At 69.8% G+C, this 22710-nt stretch carries 19 protein-coding genes; 12 read left to right on the top strand and 7 right to left on the bottom strand.

Annotated features, from left to right (window positions below):
• Positions 1 to 768, bottom strand: a 768-nt coding sequence (locus tag P1P75_RS24405; RefSeq protein ID WP_319258817.1) for a potassium channel family protein, incomplete at its 3' end; no start/stop codon positions are given.
• A gap of 81 nt (positions 769 to 849) precedes the next feature.
• A complete protein-coding gene (gene aceE / locus P1P75_RS24400) occupies positions 850 to 3582 on the bottom strand; it encodes a pyruvate dehydrogenase (acetyl-transferring), homodimeric type (protein WP_319258815.1) in 2733 nt (910 codons plus the stop codon).
• A gap of 383 nt (positions 3583 to 3965) precedes the next feature.
• Here aceE and P1P75_RS24395 point away from each other — a divergent pair, with 383 nt between their 5' ends.
• From P1P75_RS24395 to P1P75_RS24370, 6 genes are all read left to right on the top strand, one after another.
• Positions 3966 to 4403 (top strand): DUF3052 domain-containing protein, encoded by a 438-nt coding sequence (locus P1P75_RS24395; protein ID WP_167396176.1) that lies wholly within the window; start codon positions 3966 to 3968, stop codon positions 4401 to 4403.
• Between the two features lie 203 nt (positions 4404 to 4606).
• A complete protein-coding gene (locus P1P75_RS24390; RefSeq protein ID WP_319258813.1) occupies positions 4607 to 5065 on the top strand; it encodes a peroxiredoxin in 459 nt (152 codons plus the stop codon).
• A gap of 188 nt (positions 5066 to 5253) precedes the next feature.
• The gene (locus tag P1P75_RS24385) at positions 5254 to 5829 is read left to right on the top strand and encodes a calcium homeostasis/redox stress adaptation protein (protein ID WP_086770732.1); all 576 of its coding nucleotides are present in this window, start codon (positions 5254 to 5256) and stop codon (positions 5827 to 5829) included.
• Between the two features lie 122 nt (positions 5830 to 5951).
• Positions 5952 to 6527: a TerD family protein gene (locus P1P75_RS24380; RefSeq protein WP_086770731.1), complete on the top strand. Its 576-nt coding sequence runs from the start codon at positions 5952 to 5954 to the stop codon at positions 6525 to 6527.
• Positions 6528 to 6607: 80 nt separating this feature from the next.
• Positions 6608 to 7750, top strand: coding sequence for a DUF475 domain-containing protein (locus tag P1P75_RS24375; protein WP_086770730.1), 1143 nt, complete (start codon positions 6608 to 6610; stop codon positions 7748 to 7750).
• A 129-nt stretch (positions 7751 to 7879) separates the two neighbouring features.
• Positions 7880 to 8617, top strand: coding sequence for a Tellurium resistance (locus tag P1P75_RS24370; RefSeq protein WP_319258810.1), 738 nt, complete (start codon positions 7880 to 7882; stop codon positions 8615 to 8617).
• Positions 8618 to 8651: 34 nt separating this feature from the next.
• On the opposite strand, the gene P1P75_RS24365 is transcribed toward P1P75_RS24370, so the two are convergent.
• Entirely contained in the window at positions 8652 to 9425 is a 774-nt protein-coding gene (locus P1P75_RS24365) for a TerD family protein (protein ID WP_319258808.1), read from the bottom strand.
• 225 nt (positions 9426 to 9650) lie between these two features.
• Here P1P75_RS24365 and P1P75_RS24360 point away from each other — a divergent pair, with 225 nt between their 5' ends.
• From P1P75_RS24360 to P1P75_RS24350, 3 genes are all read left to right on the top strand, one after another.
• On the top strand, positions 9651 to 10817 hold the full coding sequence (locus P1P75_RS24360; RefSeq protein WP_319258806.1) for an HpcH/HpaI aldolase/citrate lyase family protein: 1167 nt from the start codon (positions 9651 to 9653) through the stop codon (positions 10815 to 10817).
• Positions 10818 to 10894: 77 nt separating this feature from the next.
• Positions 10895 to 13345 carry a phosphoribosyltransferase gene (locus P1P75_RS24355; RefSeq protein ID WP_319258804.1) on the top strand — a complete coding sequence of 817 codons (2451 nt, stop codon included), beginning with the start codon at positions 10895 to 10897 and terminating at the stop codon, positions 13343 to 13345.
• Entirely contained in the window at positions 13345 to 14157 is an 813-nt protein-coding gene (locus P1P75_RS24350; RefSeq protein ID WP_319258802.1) for an HAD family hydrolase, read from the top strand. Before P1P75_RS24355 ends, P1P75_RS24350 begins: the two co-directional genes overlap by 1 nt.
• A 3-nt stretch (positions 14158 to 14160) precedes the next feature.
• Here the strand turns inward: P1P75_RS24350 and P1P75_RS24345 are convergent, their stop codons facing one another.
• Positions 14161 to 14382, bottom strand: coding sequence for a zinc ribbon domain-containing protein (locus P1P75_RS24345; RefSeq protein WP_319258800.1), 222 nt, complete (start codon positions 14380 to 14382; stop codon positions 14161 to 14163).
• Between the two features lie 287 nt (positions 14383 to 14669).
• Between P1P75_RS24345 and P1P75_RS24340 the strand changes: the two genes are divergently transcribed.
• The 3 genes from P1P75_RS24340 (at position 14670) to P1P75_RS24330 (ending at position 19537) form a co-directional block, all read left to right on the top strand.
• Positions 14670 to 16880: a transglycosylase domain-containing protein gene (locus tag P1P75_RS24340; RefSeq protein ID WP_319258819.1), complete on the top strand. Its 2211-nt coding sequence runs from the start codon at positions 14670 to 14672 to the stop codon at positions 16878 to 16880.
• Positions 16881 to 16927: 47 nt separating this feature from the next.
• Complete coding sequence (locus tag P1P75_RS24335; protein WP_319258798.1) at positions 16928 to 18211, top strand: hypothetical protein; 1284 nt, start codon at positions 16928 to 16930, stop codon at positions 18209 to 18211.
• Between the two features lie 147 nt (positions 18212 to 18358).
• Positions 18359 to 19537, top strand: a complete 1179-nt coding sequence (locus tag P1P75_RS24330; RefSeq protein ID WP_319258796.1) for an amidase domain-containing protein — start codon at positions 18359 to 18361, stop codon at positions 19535 to 19537.
• A gap of 16 nt (positions 19538 to 19553) precedes the next feature.
• Here P1P75_RS24330 and P1P75_RS24325 read toward each other — a convergent pair whose 3' ends face one another.
• From P1P75_RS24325 to P1P75_RS24315, 3 genes are all read right to left on the bottom strand, one after another.
• Entirely contained in the window at positions 19554 to 20150 is a 597-nt protein-coding gene (locus P1P75_RS24325) for a DUF4383 domain-containing protein (protein ID WP_319258794.1), read from the bottom strand.
• 111 nt (positions 20151 to 20261) lie between these two features.
• Positions 20262 to 21647, bottom strand: a complete 1386-nt coding sequence (locus P1P75_RS24320) for a hypothetical protein (protein WP_319258792.1) — start codon at positions 21645 to 21647, stop codon at positions 20262 to 20264.
• Between the two features lie 74 nt (positions 21648 to 21721).
• Positions 21722 to 22492, bottom strand: a complete 771-nt coding sequence (locus P1P75_RS24315) for a DUF4097 family beta strand repeat-containing protein (RefSeq protein WP_319258790.1) — start codon at positions 22490 to 22492, stop codon at positions 21722 to 21724.
• Positions 22493 to 22710: the final 218 nt, after the last annotated feature.

Genomic DNA, 22710 nt, shown 5'->3' with positions numbered 1-22710 from the left:
GGCATGGGCCGGGGGGCCGGGGGCGGCGGAGCCCGCGGACGGGCCCGTGGCCCTCAGGGCCGCCACCTCCGCCCTGAGGGCACGGACCTCGTCCGTGAGGGTGCGGATCGCCTCGGTCTGCTCCCGCTCCCCCACGTCGTCCTTCTCGAACCGCTCGATGAACCACGCGGCGATGTTCGCGGTGACGACACCCAGCAGCGCGATCCCGGCGAGCATCAGCCCGACCGCGATCAGCCGCCCGAGTCCCGTGGTCGGCGCGTGATCGCCGTAGCCCACGGTCGTCATCGTCGTGAAGGACCACCACAGCGCGTCGTCCAGCGACCGGATGTTCCCCCCGGGCGACTCGCGCTCGACCGACAGCACCGCGAGTGAGCCGAAGATCAGCAGCCCCACCACCGAGCCCGCCACATACGTCGTCAGCCGGACCTGCGAGGCCATCCGGGCCCGCTGTCCCACCAGCAGCAGGGTCGACACGAGCCGCAGCAGCCTGAGCGGCTGGACCAGCGGCAGCAGCACCGCGAACAGGTCCAGCCAGTGCGTACGCAGGAACACCCGCCGCTGCTCGGCCAGCACCAGCCGGACCACGTAGTCCACGGCGAAGGCCGCCCACACCCCCCAGCCGATCCAGACGCACGCCGACTTCAGCGACGGTCCGGCCGAGGTGCGCACGATGGGCACGGCGTAGGCGACGGCGAACACCACCGCCAGCACCAGCAGCGGCCGCTGCGTCCACCGCTCCCAGCGTTCCTGCGCCGATCGTTGCTCCATGCCCGCATCGTAAGGAACGGGTAAGGGCGGCGGAGCCATCGGGCTCCGCCGCCCCCGGCCCCCCCCCGGCCGGGGATCCCGCTAGGCGTCGCCGCCCGCCGCCCCCGGGTCGGCCGAGGCCACGTCCAGCAGCTGGTAGCGGTCGATGGCCTGCTTCAGCGCCGACCGGTCGACCTTGCCCTGCTTGGCCAGCTCGGTCAGCACCGCCAGGACCACCGACTGGGCGTCGATGTGGAAGAAGCGGCGCGCGGCCCCACGGGTGTCCGCGAAGCCGAAGCCGTCCGCGCCCAGCGACTGGTACGGCCCCGGCACCCAGCGCGCGATCTGGTCCGGCACCGACCGCATCCAGTCGGAGACGGCCACGAACGGGCCCTGCGCCCCGCTGAACTTGCGCGTCACGTACGGCACGCGCTGCTCCTCCTCCGGGTGCAGCAGGTTGTGCCGCTCGACCTCGACGGCCTCACGCCGCAGCTCGTTCCAGGAGGTCGCCGACCAGACGTCGGCACGGACGTTCCACTCCTCGGCGAGGATCCGCTGGGCCTCGACGGCCCAGGGGACGGCCACGCCCGAGGCGAGGATCTGTGCCGGGATCGATCCCGAGGTGCCCTCGCTGAAGCGGTGGACGCCCTTGAGGATGCCCTCGACGTCCACGTTCTCGGGCTCGGCGGGGTGCTGGATCGGCTCGTTGTAGACGGTGAGGTAGTAGAAGACGTCCTCGCTGTCCGGGCCGTACATCCGGCGCAGACCGTCCTTGACGATGTGCGCGATCTCGAAGCCGAACGCCGGGTCGTAGGCGACACAGCCCGGGTTCGTCGAGGCGAGCAGCTGAGAGTGGCCGTCGGCGTGCTGGAGGCCCTCACCGGTCAGCGTCGTACGGCCGGCGGTCGCACCCAGCACGAAACCGCGCGCCAGCTGGTCGGCCATCTGCCAGAACTGGTCGCCGGTGCGCTGGAAACCGAACATCGAGTAGAAGACGTAGACCGGGATGAGCGGCTCGCCGTGCGTGGCGTACGCCGAACCGGCCGCGATCAGCGAGGCCGTGCAGCCCGCCTCGGAGATGCCGTCGTGCAGCATCTGCCCCGTCGGGGACTCCTTGTACGCGAGCAGCAGCTCACGGTCGACCGACTCGTACTGCTGGCCGAGCGGGTTGTAGATCTTCGCGCTCGGGAAGAACGAGTCCATGCCGAACGTGCGGTACTCGTCCGGCGCGATCAGCACGAACCGCTTGCCGATCTCCTTGTCCCGCATGAGGTCCTTGAGGAGCCGCACAAAGGCCATGGTCGTGGCGATGGACTGCTGACCGGAGCCCTTCTTCACACTCGCGTACGTCTGGTCGTCGGGCAGCGGCAGCGGCTGGGCGCGCACGACGCGGGTCGGGACGTACCCGCCGAGCCCCTTGCGCCGGTCGTGCATGTACTGCATCTCCTCGGAGTCGCGCCCCGGGTGGTAGTACGGCGGCGCGCCGCTCTCCAGCTCCTTGTCGGCGATCGGGAGGTGCAGCCGGTCGCGGAAGCGCTTGAGGTCGTCGACCGTCAGTTTCTTCATCTGGTGCGTGGCGTTGCGGCCCTCGAAGTTGGGGCCGAGAGTCCAGCCCTTGACCGTCTTCGCCAGGATGACCGTCGGCTGGCCGGTGTGCTCCACGGCCGCCTTGAACGCCGCGTAGATCTTCCGGTGGTCGTGGCCGCCGCGGCCCAGGTGCAGGATCTGGTCGTCGGTCATGCCCTCGACCATGGCGCGCAGCCGCTGGTCGTCGCCGAAGAAGTGGTCGCGGATGTACGCGCCGGACTCGGTGGCGTAGGTCTGGAACTGGCCGTCCGGGGTGGTGTTCATCTTGTTGACGAGGATGCCGTCGCGGTCCTGCGCGAGCAGCGGGTCCCAGGTGCGGTCCCAGATCAGCTTGATCACGTTCCAGCCGGCGCCGCGGAAGACCGACTCCAGTTCCTGGATGACCTTGCCGTTGCCGCGCACCGGGCCGTCCAGGCGCTGGAGGTTGCAGTTGACGACGAAGGTCAGGTTGTCCAGGCCTTCGCGCGCGGCGATGGTCAGCTGGCCGAGCGACTCCGGCTCGTCCATCTCGCCGTCGCCGAGGAAGGCCCACACGTGCGACTTCGACGTGTCGGCGATCCCGCGCGCGTGCATGTAGCGGTTCATCCGCGCCTGGTAGATCGCGCCGATGGGCCCAAGACCCATGGACACGGTCGGGAACTCCCAGAAGTCCGGCATCAGCCGCGGGTGCGGGTACGAGGACAGGCCGTGCGGCGCCTTCGACTTCTCCTGGCGGAACGCGTCGAGGTTCTGCTCGCTCAGCCGGTCGAGCATGTAGGCGCGCGCGTAGATGCCGGGGGAGGCGTGCCCCTGGAAGAAGACCTGGTCGCCGCCGTCGCCCTCGTCCTTGCCGCGGAAGAAGTGGTTGAAGCCGACGTCGTACAGCGAAGCCGAGGAGGCGAAGGTGGCGATGTGGCCGCCGACGCCGATCCCCGGCCGCTGCGCGCGCGAGACCATCACGGCCGCGTTCCAGCGGGTCGCGTTGAGGATCTTCCGCTCGATCTCCTCGTTGCCCGGGAAGAACGGCTCGGCGCGCGTGGGGATGGTGTTCACGTAGTCCGTGCTGCGCATCTCGGGCACGGCCACGCGCTTCTCGCGGGCCCGCTCGATCAGGCGCAGCATGAGGTAGCGGGCCCGTTCCCGGCCGCGCTCGTCGACGGCGGCGTCGAGGGAGTCGAGCCACTCCTGGGTTTCCTCGGGATCGAAGTCAGGAACCTGACTCGGAAGGCCGCCAATGATGATCGGGTTGCGATCGGATCCGGAAGCCACGCTGTTCCTTACCTGTCAGAGGGGCTGTGGGGCTGTGGGGCTGTGTCGGGCTGTGGGGGCTGTCTCCAGTACTTGCACCGCCCCCCATCGTGTACCTAGGGGCCGCAAACGTCATCTCTACCCCGAGGTAACCGGCACCCGTTCGAGTCTCGTACCCTTGGGTGGTTCTCAAATACGCAAACGGGGCAGATAGGTGTGGTGCACGTCACCTTCCCTTCGCCTCGCGTGCCAGGAGTTGCGCCGACACCGCCAGGATCGTCACCGTTTCGGCGGTCCGAACCGCCGGGTACTTGCGCGATCCGTCCCGCCCGTGTGGACTACGGCCAATGCTTCGCGCACGCGCGTGGCTGAGTTATTCCCGAAACATGATCAGGAGGCAACCCGTGAGCGCGACCGCGGACCACGCGGAGGAGCGGACGAGCCCTGCCGTCAGGCTGGGGTTCCAGCCCGAGCAGGTGGTCCAGGAGATCGGCTACGACGACGACGTCGATCAGGAGCTCCGCGAGTCCATCGAGGAAGTCATCGGCAGCGACCTGGTGGATGAGGACTACGACGACGTCGCAGACGCCGTGGTGCTCTGGTTCCGCGACGAGGACGGCGACCTGACGGATGCGCTGGTGGACGCCACCACGTACATCGAAGAAGGCGGCTCGATCCTCCTCCTGACGCCGAAGACCGGCCGGACGGGGTACGTGGAACCGAGTGACATCTCTGAAGCCGCGACGACGGCGGGTCTGTCGGCCAGCAAGAGCGTCAGCGTGGGCAAGGACTGGAGTGGCAGCCGGCTGGTGACGCCCAAGGCCGCCAAGTCCAAGAAGTGACCGCGTCCAGGAAATGACCTCGTCGAGGTAGCGGAGAACCGCAACAAACCCCTCTCATCACCTGTGGACGGGCCGATCCCGCATCGGCCCGTCCACAGGTGCGTGGTGGCCGCTGCGTAGGGTGGTTACCGGCGTTCCGGGTGTGTTCTCACCCGAACGCCGTAACCGGTTCCGGCGAAGCCACAGGAAAGGGTTCCACGACGATGGCGATCCAGGTCGGCGACAAGGCCCCCGACTTCGAGCTCAAGGACAACCACGGCCGGTCCGTGAGGCTGTCCGACTTCCGCGGCAGCAAGAACGTCGTCCTGCTGTTCTACCCCTTCGCCTTCACCGGTGTGTGCACCGGCGAACTGTGCGAGGTGCGCGACAACCTGCCGAAGTTCTCCGACCGCGACACCCAGGTGCTCGCCGTCTCCAACGACTCCATCCACACCCTGCGCGTCTTCGCCGAGCAGGAGGGCCTGGACTACCCGCTGCTGAGCGACTTCTGGCCGCACGGGGAGGTCTCCCGCGCCTACGAGGTCTTCGCCGAGGACAAGGGCTGCGCGGTGCGCGGCACCTTCGTCATCGACAAGGAGGGCGTCGTGCGCTGGACCGTCGTCAACGCGCTGCCGGACGCCCGCGACCTCGGTGCGTACGTCTCGGCCCTCGACGCGCTCTGATCCCGGCCGTCACCGGCGTTCCGCGGGCCCCACGGGGGCGGCGCCCGCTCGGGCCGGCCCGGCCGACACCTCGTGATTCTTCGGCTCCAGGGCCTGCGGGGTGCGGGAACCCCTCACTAGGATCGAAGCGTTGATCCGATATCCGACCACTACGGGGCTCCCCGCCCCCGGACACCAATGGAGGACTCGTGGGAGTCAGCCTCAGCAAGGGCGGCAACGTATCGCTGACCAAGGAGGCCCCGGGCCTGACCGCGGTCATCGTCGGTCTGGGGTGGGACGTCCGCACCACGACCGGTACCGACTTCGACCTGGACGCCAGCGCACTGCTGCTGAACAGCTCGGGCAAGGTCGCCAGCGACGCCAACTTCGTCTTCTTCAACAACCTCAAGAGCGCCGACGGCTCCGTCGAGCACACCGGCGACAACATCACCGGTGAGGGCGAGGGCGACGACGAGCAGATCAAGGTCAACCTCGCCGCCGTACCCCCGGAGGTCGAGAAGATCGTCTTCCCGGTCTCGATCTACGACGCCGAGAACCGCCAGCAGTCCTTCGGCCAGGTGCGCAACGCTTTCATCCGCGTCGTGAACCAGGCCGGCGAGGCGGAGATCGCCCGGTACGACCTCAGCGAGGACGCCTCGACGGAGACCGCCATGGTCTTCGGCGAGCTGTACCGGCACGGCGCGGAGTGGAAGTTCCGCGCCATCGGCCAGGGCTACGCCTCGGGCCTGCGCGGTATCGCGCAGGACTTCGGCGTCAACGTCTGAGCCGATCCTCGAGGAGACGCCGTCGCCATCACGTGACGGCTCCGTCCGGCGCCGCACCGTTTACGGGCGGCGCCGGACGTGCAGGACAACCGAAGAAGCACGGCCTAGGGGAGGACCAGCACATGGGTGTCACGCTCGCCAAGGGAGGCAACGTCTCCCTGTCCAAGGTCGCGCCGAACCTCACTCAGGTGATGGTCGGTCTCGGCTGGGACGCGCGCTCCACCACCGGAGCCCCATTCGACCTGGACGCCAGCGCGCTGCTGTGCACCGGCGGGCGGGTCATGGGTGACGAGTGGTTCGTGTTCTACAACCAGCTCAAGAGTCCCGACGGCTCGGTGGAGCACACCGGTGACAATCTCACCGGTGAGGGCGACGGCGACGACGAGTCGCTCATCGTCGACCTCGGCACGGTGCCCGCCCAGTGCGACAAGATCGTCTTCCCCGTCTCCATCCACCTGGCTGACGAGCGCGGTCAGACGTTCGGCCAGGTCAGCAATGCTTTCATTCGCGTCGTGAATCAGGCCGACGGCCAGGAGCTCGCCCGGTACGACCTCAGCGAGGACGCTTCCACCGAGACGGCCATGATCTTCGGGGAGCTCTACCGGTACCAGGGCGAGTGGAAGTTCCGTGCGGTGGGACAGGGGTACGCGTCGGGCCTGCGGGGCATCGCTCTAGACTTCGGAGTCAACGTTTCGTAAAGCCGCGTACGGCGCGGGGGAAACCCTCCCCCAGGCTTCGCTTGGGGGGACCGGGACCCAGAGACAGGATTGGGTAGCCAGTGGTTCTGAAAACCTTCGGGTGGTCGTTCGCGGTCACCGCGCTCGGCCTCGTCGCAGCGGTGTTCTACGGGGGGTGGACCGGTCTCGGTGTCGTGGCGATCCTGTCCGTCCTCGAGATCTCGCTGTCCTTCGACAACGCAGTAGTCAACGCCGGAATCCTGAAGAAGATGAACGCCTTCTGGCAGCGCATCTTCCTCACCATCGGCGTGCTGATCGCCGTCTTCGGCATGCGGTTGGTCTTCCCGGTCGTGATCGTCGCGATCAGCGCCCAGCTCGGGCCGATCGAGGCCGTCGACCTCGCCCTGACCGACAAGGACCGCTACGAGCAGCTGGTCACCGACGCGCACCCCGCGATCGCCGCCTTCGGCGGCATGTTCCTGCTGATGATCTTCCTTGACTTCATCTTCGAGGACCGGGACATCAAGTGGCTCGGCTGGCTGGAGCGCCCGCTGGCCAAGCTGGGCAAGGTCGACATGCTGTCGGTCTGTATCGCCCTGATCGTCCTGCTGGTCACCGCGATGACCTTCGCCACCCACGCCCACCTGCACGCCGGGCCCGCGGACAAGGCCGAGACCGTCCTGCTTTCCGGCATCGGCGGCCTGATCACGTACATGGTGGTCGGTGGCCTCTCCGGCTACTTCGAGAACAAGCTGGAGGAAGAGGAGGAACGCGAGCACGAGGCCGAGGAGGAAGCCGCGCGCACCGGCAAGAAGAAGGCACCCATCGTCCTGGCCGGCCAGGCCGCCTTCTTCATGTTCCTCTACCTCGAGGTCCTGGACGCGTCGTTCTCCTTCGACGGCGTGATCGGCGCCTTCGCCATCACCAACGACATCGTGCTGATGGCCCTCGGTCTCGGCATCGGCGCCATGTACGTCCGCTCGCTCACCGTCTACCTGGTCCGCGAGGGCACCCTCGACGACTACGTCTACCTGGAGCACGGCGCGCACTACGCGATCGGCGCCCTCGCGGTGATCCTGCTCATCACCATCCAGTACGAGATCCACGAGTTCATCACCGGCATGGTCGGTGTGGTTCTGATCGGCTGGTCCTTCTGGTCCTCCGTGCGCCGCAACCGGGCACTGGCGGCGGCAGAGGGAAAAGCGGACTCGGACGACAAGACTGAGGTGTCGTCCGGCGTGTGATCAGCTTCCCGGTGAGGAACGCTCTGAGCGGGGCGGCCGTCGAGGACCAGTCCTCGGGGCCGTCCCGCCGGCCGTTTCCGGGGGGACTGTGCGGACAGGCGTCATCGGGCGTGGAACTTGGGGGCGGTAATGGGCTTCTTCGACGGACTCTGGCCCGGCAGGGCCGCCGACTTCGACTCGGGCAGTGCGGCGAGCAACGCGATAGAGCTGACCAAACGGCACAGCCAGGTCTCGCTCACCAAGCAGGACGCGGCCACCGGGCACCTGCGCATCAACCTGACCTGGCGGATGCGCACCTCGGACTTCGGCGGCGACTCGCGGGAGAGCCTGCTGCGCCACCCTCTGAAGGCGCTGCGCCCGCCGGAGGTCATCGGACACAGCCAGAGCATGGTCAACGTCGACCTCGACCTGGGCTGTCTGTACGAGCTGGCGGACGGGACGAAGGGCGTCGTCCAGCCGCTGGGCGGCCTGCTCGGCGAGATCAACGCGGCACCGTTCGTGAAACTGAGCGGTGACGACCGGTTCGGGTCCGCGTCCGGCGAGACGATCTACGTCAACCTGGACCACCGGGACTCCATCAAGCGCCTGCTGGTCTTCGTCTACATCTACGACCAGACGCCGGCCTTCGACCGTACGCACGCGATCGTCACGCTCTACCCGAGCAACGGGCCGCGCATCGAGATAGGCCTCGACGAGCGGCACCCCCAGGCCCGCTCCTGCGCCGTGGTCATGATCGAGAACGTGAAGGGCGAGATGATGGTCCGGCGCGAGGTGCGCTTCGTGTACGGCTTCCAGGCCGAGCTGGACCGGCTCTACGGGTGGGGGCTGCAGTGGGGGCGCGGCTACAAGACGAGGGCCGAGCGCTAGCTTCCCGCCGCCGGCCCCGCCACCGCGGTCGTCCTCACCGGCCGATGAACTGCGGCCCCTGCGGCGGCATGCGGAATTCACCGGCGGGGGCCGACCCGGCCGGTGCCGCGTCCGGATAGCCGTAGCCGTACGTCGGCAGGGAGGCGGGGAAGCCGTAGGCGGCGGGCTGCTGCGGGACGCCTGCCGTGGGCTGCTCCGGCGGCAGCGGCTGGGAGAGGCTGGGCGTGGAGCCGGCGTCCGCGTCGGCGTCGGCAGCGGCCTCCTCCGACTCGTCGACGGAGATGCCGAAGTCCGTGGCGAGGCCCTTGAGACCGTTGGAGTAGCCCTCACCCAGCGCGCGGAACTTCCAGCCCTCCCCGCGGCGGTACAGCTCGCCGCAGATCAGCGCGGTCTCCTCGCCGGTCTCCGGGCGGATGTCGAAGGTGGCCAGCGGCTCACCCCCGGCGGTCGCGGCGTCGTACAGCAGGATGCTGAGGGCGCGTACGCGGTCGAACGTGGCGCCGTCCGCCGAAGCGACCAGGAGGATCTGGCCGACCTCGGACTCGACACCGGCCAGATCTGTCTGGATCGTGTCGGTGAGGCCCTCGGCGACCCGCTTCTTGCCGAGCCGCCAGACCTTCCCGGCGGGGTGCCGGGGCTGGTTGTAGAAGACGAAGTCCTCGTCGGATCGCACACGACCCTCGGGGCCGAGGAGCAGCGCGGAGGCGTCGACGTCCGGGACCCCCTGCCCGGGTGTCCAGCGCAGCACGGCCCGTACCGTGGTGGCCTTCAGCGGGACGTTCGACCCCTTCAGCATCGCGTGCGTCATGCGCTCATCCTGCCCTCTCGGTTCTGCTCACGACAATGCGGGTAGACGGCAACCGGCACTCCCTCAGTGGAGGATGCCGGGTCGTGCCGGGTTGTGCTGTTCTGCGCCACCTGGAGTTACCTGAAATTCATGACCGGTGGGAACCCATGACATGGGTCTCTACGTACTATTACCGGCCACCTCTTGCCGAATCCATACGCTCGACTTGCACCACGGGGGAGATATATGCGTCATTTTGGGCACCTCGCCCCTGAGGTGCGGCAGCGACTGTTCCATCGGGAGCCGTGTTCGTTCGACGTGGACTCCTCGGCCCGGGTGCTGTCCGCCGCTCTCGGGGCCACGCTCTACAGCCCGGCCACCCGGCCCCGGCTGGCCGAGGACATCCTCAAGCAGACCGGGCGTGGAGTCGTGTCCATGGTGCTGTGCCTGGAGGACTCCATCGGCGACGAGGACGTGGAGGAGGGTGAGGAGAACCTCGTCCGCCAGTTCACGGACCTGGCCGCCCGCCCCGGCCTGGAGCCGCCGCTGCTGTTCATCCGCATCCGCACCCCCGAGCAGATCCCGGACCTGGTCCGGCGCCTCGGCCCGGCCGTGCGGCTGCTCAGCGGATTCGTCTTCCCGAAGTTCACCGAGGAACGCGGCATCCCCTTCCTGGAGGCCCTGGCCGGCGCCGAGCTGGCGAGCGGCCGGCGGCTGTTCGGCATGCCCGTCCTGGAGACCCCCGAGCTGATGTACCGAGAGTCGCGGGTGGACGCCCTGGAGGGCATCGCCCGCGCCGTGGAGAAGTACCGCAGCCGGGTTCTCGCGCTGCGCCTCGGTGTCACCGACTTCTGCTCGTCGTACGGCCTGCGCCGGGCGCCCGACATGACCGCCTACGACGTCCAGATCGTCGCCTCCGTGATCGCCGACGTGGTGAACATGCTGGGGCGGGCCGACGGCACGGGTTTCACGGTGACCGGGCCGGTCTGGGAGTACTTCCGGGTCCCCGAGCGCATGTTCAAGCCGATGCTGCGGCACAGCCCCTTCCTGGAAGGACAGGCCGTCGAGCTGCGTGAGAAACTGATCGAACACGCGATGGACGGACTGCTGCGCGAGATCTCCCTCGACCACGCCAACGGTCTGCTGGGCAAGACCTGCATCCACCCCTCGCACGTACCGGCCGTGCACGCGCTGTCCGTGGTCAGCCACGAGGAGTACGGCGACGCCGCGGACATCCTGCGGCCTGAGCGCGGCGGCGGTGGCGTCCTGAGGTCGGCGTACACGAACAAGATGAACGAGGTGAAGCCGCACCGGGCCTGGGCCGAGCGGACCATGCTGCGCGCCGAGGTCTTCGGCGTCGCGCACGAGGACGTCAGCTTCGTCGACCTGCTCGCCGCGGGCATCCCCGGCTGACCCCGCGCACCACCGAACCGACGCACCACCGGAACCGACGCATCACCGGCACCACCATCCTCACGACATAGGGACGCATGAACAACGCAGTGAACGACGGGGTCTGGACCGGGAGCTGGGTCGCGGAGCGGCTCGGGGTCCAGCTCATGGGCGACGACGAGCTGACCGCTCTGCTCGGGCTGGCCCTGCGCCGCAACCCCAAGCGGGCCCACCTGCTCGTCTCGAACGTGCTGGGCAAGCACGTGCCCCAGGCGCCCTCCGTGGTCTACGGCTACGGCTTCACCCTGGGCCGCCGGGTGGGCGAGCTGCTCGGCGAGGAGGCCGCCGAGGCCGTCGTCCTCGGGTACGCGGAGACGGCCACCGGCCTCGGCCACTCCGTCGCCGACGGCATCGGCCGGGCGCCCTACCTGCACTCCACCCGGCGCCCCGTCCCCGGCCTCGTCCCGGCGGGCGGCTTCGAGGAGTCCCACTCGCACGCCACCTCCCACCTGCTGCTGCCGGAGGACCCGGCGCTGCTCGTCGGGGACGGCCCGCTGGTGCTCGTCGACGACGAGTTCTCCACCGGCAACACCGTCCTGAACACCATCCGCGACCTGCACGAGCGCTATCCGCGCCGCCGGTACGTCGTCGTCGCCCTGGTCGACATGCGCTCCCCGGCCGACGCGGGCCGCCTGGCGGCCTTCGCCCGCGAGATCGACGCCCGCGTCGACCTGGTGACGGCGGCCTCGGGCACGGTCGGGCTCCCCGAGGGGGTGCTGGAGAAGGGCCAGGAACTCGTCGCACGGCACGAGCCGGCCATGACGGACCCCGCGGAGCCCGCCGCCACCGGCCGCGTCACACGGGCCGACCTCCGCTGGCCCCGCGGCCTGCCCGACGGCGGCCGGCACGGCTTCACCCCGCAGCACCGGACCCGGCTGGAGGGCGCCCTGCCCGCGATGGCGGCACGGCTCGCCGATGCCCTGCCCGAGGGCGCACGCCGGGTGCACGTCCTCGGCTTCGAGGAGCTGATGTACGCCCCGCTGCGGCTGGCCCGCGAGCTGGAGCAGGTCACGGCCGCCGAGGTGCGCTTCTCCACCACCACCCGCTCGCCCGTCCTGGCGGTCGACGACCCCGGCTACGCGATACGCAGCCGGATCGTCTTCCCCGCCCACGACGATCCGGCCGACGGCCCCGGCGAGCGCTACGCCTACAACGTCGCGGGCGCCGGCTTCGACGCCGTGGTGGCCGTCGTCGACTCCGCCGCCGACACTCCCGCGCTGCACGCCCCCGGCGGCCTCCTGGACCGGCTCGCCGCGCACACCCCGCACGTCGTCCTCGCGGTCGTGCCCAGTTACGTCCCCGAGCCGCTGTACGTACCCGAAAGGTCCGCGATGCTGCCCGACCCCCTCCGTGGTCCCGCCTTCTCCTCGTACGCGCCCGAGGAGGTCGGCTGGCTGCTCCAGGACCTCTCGGACGTGACGCTGGAGGCGCCGACCGAGGAGCGCGAGGAGGCCATCCAGAGCGGCGGCGCGCACTACGCGGAGTCGCTGCCGGTGGAGTACCAGCCCAGCGCGCACTACCAGGAGCTGTTCCACGCGGCACTGGAGACGTCCGCGGCCCGGCTGGCGCAGGCCGTCGGCGCGGTGACGGAACTGGTGATCGCCGAGCGGTCCCCGCGCCCGGTGCTCGTCTCCCTGGCCCGCGCCGGCACCCCGGTCGGCGTGCTGATGCGCCGCTGGGCCCAGCACCGGCACGGCCTGGACCTGCCGCACTACGCGGTCTCCATCGTCCGCGGCCGGGGCATCGACGCCAACGCGCTGCGCTGGCTGGCCGAGCACCACGACCCGGCCGACGTCGTCTTCGTCGACGGCTGGACCGGCAAGGGCGCCATCACCCGGGAACTGACGGCGGCGGTCGAGGAGTTCGAGGCGGCCGGCGGCGCGCCCGGCTTCGACCCGGAGATCGCGGTGCTGGCCGACCCGGGCTCCTGCGTGCGGACGTACGGCACGCGCGAGGACTTCCTGATCCCCTCCGCCTGCCTCAACTCGACGGTGTCCGGCCTGATATCGCGGACCGTGCTGCGCGCCGACCTGGTCGGCCCGGACGACTTCCACGGCGCGAAGTTCTACCGCGAGCTGGCCGCAGCGGACCTCTCGGGCGCCTTCCTGGACGCCGTCTCGGCCCGCTTCCCCGAGGTCGCGGAGGCCGTGGACGCCACGGTGAAGGAGCTGCTCGCCGCCGACCGGGAGCCGACCTGGGAGGGCTGGGCCGCGGTCGAGCGCATCAGTGAGGAGTACGGCATCCACGATGTGAACCTGGTCAAGCCCGGCGTCGGCGAGACCACCCGGGTGCTGCTGCGCCGGGTGCCCTGGAAGATCCTGGCGCGGGCCGGGGCGGGCGCCGACCTGGACCACGTCCGGCTGCTCGCCGGGCAGCGCGGGGTGCCCGTGGAGGAGGTCGGTGACCTGCCGTACACCTGCGTCGGGCTGATCCACCCGCAGTTCACGCGCGGCGCGACCGGCGCCGACGGCAAGGCGGTGGCCCTGTGATGCCGGTGCTGGTGGCGAGCGACCTCGACCGTACGCTCATCTACTCCGCGGCGGCCCTCGCGCTGACGATGCCGGACGCGCGGGCACCCCGGCTGCTCTGCGTGGAGGTGCACGAGAGCCGTCCCCTGTCGTACATGACGGAGACGGCGGCGCACCTGCTGACCGGGCTGGGGGACGCGGCGCTGTTCGTGCCGACGACCACCCGGACCCGCAAGCAGTACCAGCGCATCAATCTGCCGGGCCCGCCGCCGAAGTACGCGATCTGTGCCAACGGCGGGCATCTGCTGGTGGACGGCGTGTCCGACCCGGACTGGCAGGCCGTGGTGACCGCGCGGCTGGCCGACGAGTGCGCGCCGCTGGCGGAGGTGCAGGCGCACCTGGCGGCCTTCGCCGATCCGCTGTGGCTGCGCAAGGAGCGCATCGCCGAGGAACTGTTCGCCTACCTGGTGGTGGAGCGCGAGCTGCTGCCCGAGGAGTGGGTGAAGGAGCTGGCGGTCTGGGCGGAGAACCGCGGCTGGACCGTGTCACTCCAGGGTCGCAAGATCTACGCCGTGCCGAAGCCGCTGACCAAGAGCGCGGCCGTGCGTGAGGTGGCCCGGCGCACCGGTGCCGCGCTGACGCTGGCGGCCGGTGACTCCCTGCTCGACGCCGATCTGCTGCTGGTGTCGGACCGGGGCTGGCGCCCCGGTCACGGTGAGCTGCACGAAGCGGAGTGGACGGCACCGCAGGTCACGGCGCTGCCCGAGCGTGGTGTGCTGGCGGGGGAGCGGATCCTGCGGGAGTTCCTCAAGGGCGTCCGCGAGACGCCGTAGGCCTCAGCCGCAGCAGCCTCCGCCGCAGCAGCCGCCCCCTCCGCCTCCGCCGCCCGCCTTGGGTGCGGGGGCGGAGACCGTGCCGCCGACGGCTACGGTGGAGAGCAGTTTGACCGTGTCGTCGTGGCCGGAGGGGCAGTCGGCGGGCGCGGCGGACTCCGCCATGGGACGGCTGAGTTCGAAGGTGTCGCCGCAGGTCCGGCAGCGGTACTCGTAGCGAGGCATGCCGAAAGATTAATCCCTCTCTGCGCGGGCGCGGGTCCGGCAGTTTCGATGGTGTTCACTTCTGTCGAATTCTTATGTGGAGAACTTGCGAAGGGCGCTGGTAATTTGAGGGCGCCGCGACGACCGCGAGGTTGGGGGATTCAGGGTTTGCTGCCGTTCCGACGGCAACCATGTCAGACCCTCGTACGTCTGTACGTCTGCCTACGCGAGCAATACCGAGTGCGGAGGGAGACACAGTGACCCAGGCGGGGCAGGGGGAGGAGCCCCAGGAGCCGGCCGACGCCACCATGCAGTTGAAGGTTCCCGCTTCTTTCAGGGCGGACGAAACCATGCAGCTGCGGGTGCCACCGGAGGGCATACCAGGCAGCGAGGATGAACCCAACATACCGGGCCAATCCTCGATATCCGACTCTTCTTCATCCGAAGACCGGCGGAAGGGCAGAAAAGCCCCCCGCCCTCCCGTGCGTTCCCGCTTCGCCGCCGCCTTCGTCTCCCGGCTGGCACCCCTCGTCGCCGTCCTGGCCCCGCACTTCGCGCGCCTCACGGCCTTCCTCGCCCCGTACGCGCGCCGGGTGCGCCCGCAGTACCCGCGGCCCGGCCGCACCGGCTGGCGCCGCTGGATACCCTCCTGGCGGCAGTGGCTCGGCGGCTTCCTCACCACCCTGGGCCTGAGCAGCCTCTTCCTGGTCGTCGCCTACGCCGCCACCGACGTCCCGGACAACCTCAACACCTACGCCACCCAGCAGGACAACGTGTACTTCTGGGCCGACGGGACGCCCATGGCCCGCACCGGCTGGGTGCAGCGGCAGGCGATGCCCCTCAAGGACATCCCCGAGGACGTCCGCTGGGCCGTCCTCGCCGCCGAGAACGAGAGCTTCTACAGCGACCCCGGCATCTCCTTCAAGGGCATCAGCCGCGCCCTCTTCCGCACCCTCGGCCAGGGCGACACCCAGGGCGGCTCCACGATCACCCAGCAGTACGTCAAGAACGTCTACCTGAACCAGAGCCAGACGGTCCGGCGCAAGTTCACCGAAGCGATGATCGCCCTCAAGCTCGACAACCAGATGAGCAAGGACGACATTCTGGAGGGCTACCTCAACACCAGCTGGTTCGGCCGCGGCACCTACGGCATCCAGCGCGCCGCCCAGGCCTACTACGGCAAGGACGTCAGCGAGCTGAACGCCAGCGAGGCCGCCTTCCTCGCCGCCCTCCTCAAGGGCGCCGGGCTCTACGACCCGACCCTGAGCGGCGCCAACCGCGCCCGTGCCGTCGAACGCTGGACCTGGACCCTGGACCGGATGGTCATCATCGGCAAACTCTCCAAGGCCGAGCGGGCCTCGTACGCGAAATTCCCCGAGCCGCTCAAGAGCAATCCGCTGTACGACACCGGTGAGCAGAGCGACTACCTCGTCGAACTCGCCTCCCAGTACGCCAAGAAGACCGCGAAGATCGACGACAAGGACTTCGACCTCGGCGGATACCAGATCTACACGACCTTCGAGAAGGACCGTGAGGCCCAGCTCACCGACGCCGTCACCAAGGCCCGCGACAAGGCACTGAAGGACGACCCGAAGAACGCGAAGACCGCCCACTTCGGCGCCGCCTCGGTGGCCGCGGACGGACGGATCCTCGCCGTCCACGGCGGCCCCGACCACCGTACGCAGGGCTACAACGAGTCCAACGCCACCACCGTCCCGGCCGGCTCCGCCTTCATGCCCTTCGTGTACGCGGCCGGGCTGGAGCACGGCGTCCACAAGACGCGGACCGGCGCGGCCACGCCGGTCACCGGGGAGTCCGTCTACGACGGCGACGACGACGTGCCGGTGACCACGCCGGAGGGGCCGTACTGGGACCGCAGCGGCAAGAAGGTCGCCGCCGGCAACGACGACGACAAGTCCTACGGACAGATCTCCCTGCACCGGGCGCTGGCCCTGTCGGTGAACACGCCGTTCATGCAGCTCGGCATGGACACCGGCCTGGACAAGGTGCGCGCCACCGCCGAGGCGGCCGGACTGCTCCCCTCCAGCCTCGGGGCGCAGGTGCCCATGATGACGCAGGGCAGCTCCACACCGAGCGCCATCCGCATGGCCAGCGGCTACTCCACCTTCGCCGCGGCCGGCAAGCACACCGAGCCGTACTCCGTGCGGCAGATCACCCACAACGGCACCAAGGTCCCGCTGGCCCTGCCCAAACCGGCCCGCGCGGTCGGCGCCGACACGGCCGAGGAGGTCATGTCGGCGCTCACCGACGCCTTCCGCACCGCCCACCCCGGCGCGGCACCCGACGGCGTCCAGGTGGCGGGCAAGGCCGGCACCACCCAGGACGACAAGTCCGCCTGGTACGTCGGCACGCACAAGGCCGTCTCCACAGCCGTCGTGGTCTACCGCATCGACCTGGCCAAGAGCCTCGAACCGCTGCCGCTGAAGGGCATCGACGGCACAGCGGACGACAGCGTCCCCTACGGCATCTGGTCCCAAGCCATGAGCCCGCTCGACTGACCACGGGCCGCACCGCAGTCCCCGAACCCCTCGAGAATGAGCCGCACATGACGCCACCGTCGGGCCGCCGCCGCAAGGCCCGGGCAACGAACCGCCCCGCCGCCGCCCATCCGGGTTTCCTGACCCTGGCGGCCTTCCTCGTCGTCACCTCCCTGGTCGTGGGATACCTGGTGCTGAGCCGCACCGACAACACCGCGCCGACCGCCTCCGCGGGCAAGGGCGGCAAGGCGACGGCATCGGCGGACGAAGAGCCGGAGTGGGACGGCAAGACCAAGGTGCTGGGGGACGGCTCCACCTCGTACACCGGCCCGCAGAAGGGCACCCTGAAGCCCGTACCGCTCAAGCCCGGGGAGAAGCCGCCCCAGTTCGTGGTCTTCTCCTGGGACGGAGCCCTGGCCGGCGACGACGGCCTGTTCACCCACTACCGGGAGATGGCGCGGGAGTACAACGCGCACATGACCTTCTTCCTCACCGGCATCTACCTGCTGCCCAAGAGCAAGGCCGACCTCTACGACCCGCCGCAGCACGACAAGGGATCGGCGGCGATCAGCTTCCCCACCGACGAACACGTCCGCACCACGCTGGAGGACCTCGGCAAGGCCTGGCAGGAGGGCAACGAGATCGGCACCCACTTCAACGGCCACTTCTGCGGCGCCAAGGGCGGCGGCGACTGGAGCGTCGAGGAGTGGAAGAGCGAGATCGACCAGTTCTACGGCTTCGCCGAGAAGTGGAAGACGAACACCGGCTACACCGACATGGACCCGCTGCCCTTCGACATCAAGAAGGCCGTCGTCGGCGGCCGCGCCCCCTGCCTGGAGGGACAGGCCAACCTGCTCAAGGCCGCCAAGAGCTACGGCTGGCGCTACGACGCCAGCTCGGCCGGCGACTTCCAGATCTGGCCCACGAAGAAGGAGGGCATCTGGGACTTCCCGCTCCAGATGCTCCCCTACGAGGGCGGCAAGTACCAGGGCCTCTCCATGGACTTCAACTACCTCTACAACCAGTCCGAGGGCGAGACCGAGGGCGACCCGGCCAAGTACCCGCAGTGGCAGCAGGAGACCGTCGACTCCTACATGGCCGGCTTCAACCGCGTCTACTACGGCAGCCGGGCCCCGCTGTTCATCGGCAACCACTTCGAGGAGTGGAACGGCGGCATCTACATGAAGGCCGTCGACGAAATGATCAAGACAGTGTGCGTCAAGAAGGACGTCAAGTGCGTGTCCTTCAAGGAGCTGGCCGACTGGATGGACGTGCAGACGCCCGCCACGCTGAACCGGCTGCGCACCCTCGACCCGGCCCAGTCGCCGGACTGGTCGAGCGTCGTCCAGTAACCGGGTTGACACGGGACGCAGTTGTGCAGTGACGGTCCTATAACTCCCATGCCCGCACGGCCACCCCCCTCTTCACACGAGCCACACATGGCATGCAAAGATGCGCTACCCCGGCATCCAGCCGCCGGGGCAAGAGGGGAAGCATTCGTGAAGTCAAGGAAATTGAGCCGTACGCGGCGCCGCGCCGCGATACTCGGGGCCGCCGCCACCTCCGTCGTCGCAGGCGTGGCCCTGCTGCCCAACTGGAGCGCCGGCGCGGCGGTCGTCAACGACCCCAAGGTCGACGCCAGGACCAAGGCCACCTTCCAGCGCCTCGCCGACGCGGTCTTCACCGACCGCACCGAAGCCCTGGTCGACGGCAAGCAGGACAACCGTGGGAAGCCGCTGACCGACGGCTTCTCCGGTGACGTCACGCTGTCGTCGAAGCAGAACCGCACCGAGGACGCCACCCTGTCCTCGCTGGACCAGCGCAAGGAACGGCTGGCCAAGCTCGGCGAGAAGTACAGCAACGGCAGCACCGTCGTCACACTGGACGCCACGAACGTGAAGGGCCGCAAGGCCAAGGTCGCGGTCACCGAGACCACGACCCTCACCTACGAGAAGGTCCGCGGCGACGAGCCGAAGGCCACCGGGTTCCAGGCCCACCACGAGCTGACGTTCACCGCCGACCGCCACGGCAACTGGCAGCTGACCGGCATCCGCGACACCGACGAGGGCCTCGCGGTGAACCAGACGGCCAGGCCGTCCGTCGCGCCCAAGGTGGCCGCGACCACCACCAGCACGACGCCGTCGGCGCCCAAGGCGTCCACCTCGTACCCCGGCCCGGCGAACGCGAAGAACCTCACCGCCAGCGGTCTCGACTACAAGGCGATGGCCACCTACGCCAAGCAGTACTGGTCGAACTACAACACCGCCTACCCGGACTTCAACGGGCAGGGCGCGGGCGGCGACTGCACCAACTTCGTCAGCCAGGCCCTGAAGGCGGGCGGCTGGAAGCACGTCCCCGGCTACGTGTACGACTACACCAGGTGGTTCGGCAACGCCGACATCCAGTCGCACTCCTTCATCGGCGTCAACGAGTGGTCCTGGTTCGCCCAGAACTCCAAGCGGACGACCAGCCTCGCCAACGTCTACCAGCTGGACGTCGGCGACGTCCTCCAGGTCGACTTCGACAAGGACGGCTCCAAGGACCACACCATGATCGTCACGTCCCGCAGCCGGGGCGTCCCGTACCTGACATACCACTCCACCAACACCTACAGCAGGTCGGTGGCGAGCATCATCGCGTCGTACCCGACCGCCGCGTACTACGCCTACCGCACCTGACCGACGCGGCCTCTGATCAGGGCCCCGGCGGGCCCTGATCGGACCGGGACGCCTCCCCGCGCTCCGCGGGGAACCGCTCCCGCCGCTCGCGGTCGCGGTCCCGTTCCTCCGCCAGTTCGGGGTGACGGGCGCGCCAGTACGGGTTGTCGTGCGGCAGGGCCGACCCGACCCTGCCGTACATCCCGAAGACCAGCAGCAGGATGCCGATCACAAAGCTGAGCATGCAGTTCTGGATCTCGAACGCCAGGAAGTTGTAGTCCGTCTCCAGCAGGCCCATGTTCAGGAAGCCGCTGGCCACGAAGAGCACGCCGAGCGTCATGTTCAGCGTGGACGCGAAGTTCCCGCCGATCACCATGCCGACCAGCAGCAACAGACCGACGGCGACCGACAGCCAGCTGAGCGCGCCGTTGGTGTTGAGGCTCCAGACGGTGTCCCCACCGGTGTCGAAGAAACCGATCCGGTCGATGATCCCGAAGATCCCGAAGACCAGCAGTCCGAGGCCCATCAGGCCGGCGCCGATCCGGTAGACCGTGTTCAGACGGTGATCGACGGGCAGGTGGTCATCCAGACTGATCCGCCGCCGGGTCCCCGAGTGCATGAGGTGGGTCGCCATCTCCGCCTCCTTGGAAGCGCTGCGCGAGCAGAGTCGTACGCACCCGTACGCACCCTCCAATATCCGCCCGCCACGCCCCGGCGGCAACGGCAGAGCCGGCCATGCGTGTGCTCAGTGCCCGGCGCCGCGGTCCTCGCGGATACGGCTCACCACATCGGCCACCGCGTGCCGGACGGCCTCCGTCTCGGTCAGGAAGTGCCAGTAGTCCGGGTGACGGCCCTCCAGCGTGGCGATCGCCCGCTCCAGCCGGGCCACCGCCTCGTCCAGCGGTCGCGCGTCCCGCGGATCGGGGGTGTGGCGCCCGGCCATCGCCAGCCGCTGCGCGTCCCGGATCGCGAACCTGGTCCGCTCGATCTCCTGCCGCGGATCCTTCTGCACCGCGTTCAGCCGGGTCAGCCGGTCACCGGCGGCCGAGACGGCCTCGTCGGTGGAGTTCAGCAGGGCCCGCGCCGTCGACAGCAGCGCCGTCGCGTCGGGCCAGCGCTGGGCGTCCCGCGCGCTCTGCGCCTCGGCGAGCTTCGCCTCCGCCTGCCGCACGTGCTCCACGGACTGGTCGGGGACGTGCTGGAGGTCCTGCCAGCAGGCCGCCGTGAAACGCCGGCGCAGCTCGCTCAGGATCGGCTCGACCTGCCCCGACCGCGTCGTCAGCGCCTGCGCGCGCGTGCGCAGGGACACCAGCCGGTGGTCGATCTCCGCGGCTCTCTCCGGCAGCCGCTCGGCCTCCGCCCGCACCGCCTGCGCCTCGCGGGCGACCCGCTCGGCCCGCTCCAGGGTCCCCGGCACGCCGTGCTGTCCGGCACCCTGGTTCAGCTTGGTCAGCTCCGGGCCCAGCGCGGCCAGCCGGGCGGCCAGGGCGTCCGCCTTCAGACCGGTCTCGCGGACCGCGTCCAGCGCGTTCGACGCGGCGAGCAGGCTCTGGCGGGCCCGCTCCACGGAGGGCGCCAGCCGGGCCAGCTGCGTCTCCGCCTTGCCGAGGAGCGGCCCGAGGCCGTCCGTGAACCGGTCCAGCTCGCCCTTGACCCGGACCAGCTCGTCCTTGGCCCGGGTCAGCTGCCCGCGCGCCTGCGTGGCGGCGGCGGCCTCCAGGTCGTCCCGGTCCAGGTCGTGGGCGTCGACGGCCTGGATGTACTGGTGACTGGCCTCGTCGATGCGCCGGCCGATGGCCTCGAAGTCGGCGACCGCGCGCAGGGCGGCGGGCGAGGCGTCGACCGCGGTGATCGTCTCGATCGAGATCCGCAGATCACGCTGGGCGGTGTCCAGTTCGTAGAACGCGGCCGCGGCGGCGTCCTTCGCGGCCTGCGCCTGTGCCCGCTGGCTCTCCGCCCGCCCGCCGAACCAGCGCCGGGTGCCACCGCCGGCGAACGCGGCGGGCAGCAGGGCGACGGCGACCAGGGGAAGCGCGGCGAGGGCGAGAGCGTCCCCGAGCGTCCACAGACGCGCCCGCAGACGGGCGCGCGGTTCCGACGGCGAGTACGGCTGCGCTGGTGTCGCCGTCACATCCCTCTCCCGTGCTGTGGTTCGCCCTGCCCGGAGTCATTCTCCCACCGGTTAATGACGAACACACGGGCCCGTTAGTTCGCGTTCCGCACGGTGACTTTCCCGTCGCCGCTGCGCGCGGACACGACATGCTTGCTGGCGTCGTCACGGGGCACGGACACGTCGACCGAACCGTCCCCGGTGCGGGTCGTCACCTTGTAGGTGGCCTCCGGCAGTTCGATCGTCACGGACCCGTCGTCGCTGCCGGACTCCACCCGGTCCGGTACGGCGTCCAGGCCCAGGCGGATCGAGCCGTCGCGCGTGTGCGCGCTGACCTGGCGCGAGGAGACCTGCGCCCGCACCGAACCGTCGTCGGAGCGCAGGTCCAGCGGCCCGCTGGAGTCGGTGACCCGGACCGAGCCGTCGGCCGTGCGGATGCTGAGCGCGTCCCGGAAGCCCTGCGCGCGGACACTGCCGTCGTCGGTCTCGACCGTGACGGCGACCCCGCGCGGGACCTCGACGCGGTGCTTGGTCGCGCAGTCGGCGACCACACCGGAGCAGTGCGTCCGCAGCACCAGCCGGTCGTCCTTCATCGACCATGTGACGTCCGGTCCGTCGCCCACCAGGACCGAGCCCTCGAACCAGCGGGTGACCTGGACCGTGCCCTCGCGGTACTCGTCCGACGCGACGATCTCGATCGCCGAGTCGTCGGAGTCCACGGTGAGGGCGGCGCCCTTCAGAGCGAACGACCGGTGGTCGGGATGCTCGTCGTCCCCGGCGGAGGAACAGGCGGTCCCGGTGGCGGCGAGCGCGACGACGGCCCCCGCGGCGAGCACCGTACGGACCTGGACGGTGAAACGGGCCATGATGATCTCCCCCTGTGACGGACCCCGCGGCCCGCCTGGATGCCACTGTTCCGGGCTGTTCCCGACCTCTACGACGGTAGGGAGCCAGGGGCGGCCGGACGATCCGGCGCACTCCCGGATCCTGGGTGGGGTTAACCCCCGGACCCGCCCCGGCCCTCTCCGGACCCGCCCCGGCCCTCTCCGTGTCGGCCCCACCCCGGCCCAGCCCTCTCCGGGCC

This window comes from Streptomyces sp. ID05-39B (genome assembly GCF_033794725.1).
Lineage (GTDB): Bacteria > Actinomycetota > Actinomycetes > Streptomycetales > Streptomycetaceae > Streptomyces > Streptomyces bobili.
This window is presented reverse-complemented; position numbering and strand designations above follow the sequence as displayed.

Excerpts from the sequence above, each read along its gene's own strand:
- P1P75_RS24390 (WP_319258813.1), top strand. The coding sequence starts at position 4,607 with ATGGCGATCCAGGTCGGCGACAAGGCCCCCGACTTCGAGCTCAAGGAC.
- P1P75_RS24380 (WP_086770731.1), top strand. The coding sequence starts at position 5,952 with ATGGGTGTCACGCTCGCCAAGGGAGGCAACGTCTCCCTGTCCAAGGTC.
- P1P75_RS24370 (WP_319258810.1), top strand. The coding sequence starts at position 7,880 with ATGGGCTTCTTCGACGGACTCTGGCCCGGCAGGGCCGCCGACTTCGAC.
- P1P75_RS24365 (WP_319258808.1), bottom strand. The coding sequence starts at position 9,425 with ATGACGCACGCGATGCTGAAGGGGTCGAACGTCCCGCTGAAGGCCACC.
- P1P75_RS24360 (WP_319258806.1), top strand. The coding sequence starts at position 9,651 with ATGCGTCATTTTGGGCACCTCGCCCCTGAGGTGCGGCAGCGACTGTTC.
- P1P75_RS24355 (WP_319258804.1), top strand. The coding sequence starts at position 10,895 with ATGAACAACGCAGTGAACGACGGGGTCTGGACCGGGAGCTGGGTCGCG.
- P1P75_RS24350 (WP_319258802.1), top strand. The coding sequence starts at position 13,345 with ATGCCGGTGCTGGTGGCGAGCGACCTCGACCGTACGCTCATCTACTCC.
- P1P75_RS24345 (WP_319258800.1), bottom strand. The coding sequence starts at position 14,382 with ATGCCTCGCTACGAGTACCGCTGCCGGACCTGCGGCGACACCTTCGAA.
- P1P75_RS24340 (WP_319258819.1), top strand. The coding sequence starts at position 14,670 with ATGCAGTTGAAGGTTCCCGCTTCTTTCAGGGCGGACGAAACCATGCAG.
- P1P75_RS24335 (WP_319258798.1), top strand. The coding sequence starts at position 16,928 with ATGACGCCACCGTCGGGCCGCCGCCGCAAGGCCCGGGCAACGAACCGC.
- P1P75_RS24325 (WP_319258794.1), bottom strand. The coding sequence starts at position 20,150 with ATGGCGACCCACCTCATGCACTCGGGGACCCGGCGGCGGATCAGTCTG.
- P1P75_RS24315 (WP_319258790.1), bottom strand. The coding sequence starts at position 22,492 with ATGGCCCGTTTCACCGTCCAGGTCCGTACGGTGCTCGCCGCGGGGGCC.